Source organism: Mycobacterium sp. (assembly GCF_036490025.1).
Classification (GTDB): Bacteria; Actinomycetota; Actinomycetes; order Mycobacteriales; family Mycobacteriaceae; genus Mycobacterium.
Genome location: NZ_DASXEP010000040.1, coordinates 1 through 2,296, shown reverse-complemented (window position 1 = coordinate 2,296; position 2,296 = coordinate 1). Strand labels below are relative to the sequence as shown.

At 63.9% G+C, this 2,296-nt stretch carries 1 protein-coding gene and 2 pseudogenes; all 3 read left to right on the top strand.

The window, feature by feature from the left end:
• Positions 1 to 574: pseudogene (locus tag VGG53_RS04755) on the top strand (acetyl-CoA C-acyltransferase); the annotation flags it as partial.
• Positions 492 to 662 (top strand): hypothetical protein, encoded by a 171-nt coding sequence (locus tag VGG53_RS04750; RefSeq protein ID WP_331516838.1) that lies wholly within the window; start codon positions 492 to 494, stop codon positions 660 to 662. The pseudogene VGG53_RS04755 and the gene VGG53_RS04750, both read left to right, overlap by 83 nt.
• Positions 663 to 1,052: 390 nt before the next feature.
• A pseudogene (locus tag VGG53_RS04745) lies at positions 1,053 to 2,268 on the top strand (IS110 family transposase).
• Positions 2,269 to 2,296: the final 28 nt, after the last annotated feature.

Genomic DNA, 2,296 nt, shown 5'->3' with positions numbered 1-2,296 from the left:
GCATGCGAAGGCTGCCCGTGATCGAGGGCGGCTGGCCAAAGAGATTATGCCCGTGCCGATCCCGGCGACGAAAAAGACACCTGCCCGGCTGGCGGAACATGATGAGTTCATCCGCGATGACACCACCGCCGAGGTGCTGGCGGCTTTACCGGTCCAGCCCGGCACGACCCAAATGACGGCGGCCAACTCCTCGCCTTTAAGTGACGGTGCCAGTGCCGTAGTCATCGCTTCCCGGGAGCGAGCCAGCGAACTCGGCGTCGAGCCGTTAGCCCGAGTGGTGTCGAGCGCGGTCTACGGCATCGATCCTCGCATCATGGGCGTGGCCCCTGCATGGGCGATCCCGGCCGCGATCCGCCGGGCAGGACTTAGCCCCGAGCAGATCGACGTGTGGGAGGTGCACGAGGCATTCAGCGCCCAGGCGCTAGGCGTGCTACGCGAATTGACAAGCCAGCTGGACGGTTTCGTGGTGCCCGACGACAAGCTGACACCCAATGGTGGTGCCGTCGCGATCGGACATCCCTTCGGGGGCTACGGGAACTCGCTATTTGTTGACGCTGGCCACCGAATTGGCTGAAAGAGGTGCCCGCTACGGGGTGATCGGGGTCTGTATCGGCTCGGGGCAGGCAGTAGCAGTGGTTCTGGAAAACGTTGGCGCAGAATAGAAGGCGACTTCTGGGGGCGGCTCGACACCCCATCCAGTGCGACTAACTACTTTCTCATCTTCGTGGCGGATTCGCCACACATTCGCCATTCCTGTGAGAAGTTCGCCACGTGAAATGAGAACCTAATGGGAACCGATCAGCGTGTTCCTGTAGGGATTTCGTTTACTGCGCGGGACGCTGATTACTGAGCCGCTGGCCGGTGAGCACAGGTGAGAACCTGGAGCGTTGGTCGATTTCTAACTGTAGAGCGTGCCCCGGCCGGTTGGTGAGGTTGCCTGTAGCGCTTATGGGGTGTCGTGCCGGTCGTCGAGCACTGGTCCATTAGGTTGCCGCCGGGTGGCCTTCGGCTCTGAATGTTGTTTCTTCACAACGGAGTTAGGAGGCAAGAAGATGATATTCGTCGGGGACGATTGGGCTGAGGACCACCACGACATCCACGTGATGGACGCTGACGGGGCGCGGCTAGCATCACGCCGGCTACCCGAAGGACTCGCGGGCATCGGCGGGTTCCACGAGTTGGTGGCCGCCCACGTTGCAGAACCCAGCCAAGTGGTGATCGGCATCGAAACCGACCGCGGCCTGTGGGTGCAAGCCTTGAGCGCGGCCGGGTACCAGGTGTACGCGGTCAACCCGCTGGCGGTCGCCCGGTACCGCGAGCGACATCAGGTCTCCGGCGCGAAATCCGACGCCGGTGACGCCAAGCTGCTGGCCGATCTGGTCCGCACCGACCGGCACAACCACCGCTCGATGGCCGGCGACAGCTCCCAAGCCGAGGCGATCAAGGTCCTCGCCCGAGGACACCAGAACCTGATCTGGGCCCGCACCCGGCACACCAACGCACTGCGTTCGGCACTGCGCGAGTACTACCCAGCCGCGCTGGAGGCCTTCGACGACCTGCACGACCGCGATGCCCTGGCCGTCCTGGGTCGCGCTCCCACTCCTGGCGAGGCAACTCGTCTGAGCCTGGCCAAGATCCGGTCGGCACTCAAACACGCTGGGCGACAACGCAACCTCGATGCCCGGGCTCAGGAGATCACTGCAGCGCTGCGCACCGAGCAACTCACCGCACCCGCCGCGATCACCGCCGCATTCGCCGCGACCACCCGCGCCGCAGTCGGCATCATCGCCGAACTGAATCGTCAGATCAGTGAGCTCGAAGCCGAACTGGCCACACATTTTGAGGCACACCCGGACGCCGACATCTATACCTCTCCCTGCCAGGACTTGGTGTCATCCTCGGCGCCCGGGTGCTCGGTGAGTTCGGGGACGACCCGAACCGATACACCACCGCCAAGTCTCGCAAAAACTACGCCGGAACATCACCCCTGACCGTCGCTCCGGCAAGAAACGCGCCATCCTGGCCCGCCGCGTCCGCAACCGACGCCTCTACGCCGCCATCGACCAATGGGCCCTCGGCGCCATCAACAACAGTCCAGGCGCCCGAACATTCTACGATCAGCACCGCGCCGCCGGAGACCTCCACCACCAAGCCCTACGCGCCCCAGGCAACCGACTCGTTGGCATCCTGCACGGCTGCCTTCGCCATCACACCCACTACAGCGAACAAACGGCCTGGGCACACCGTCAAATCGCCCAAGCCGCTTGACAAGTTACGACCCTGGGATGTCTACAAC

Bases quoted from the DNA above. Each gene is read 5' to 3' on its own strand.
- VGG53_RS04750 (WP_331516838.1), top strand. From the start codon at position 492: ATGGTGGTGCCGTCGCGATCGGACATCCCTTCGGGGGCTACGGGAACT.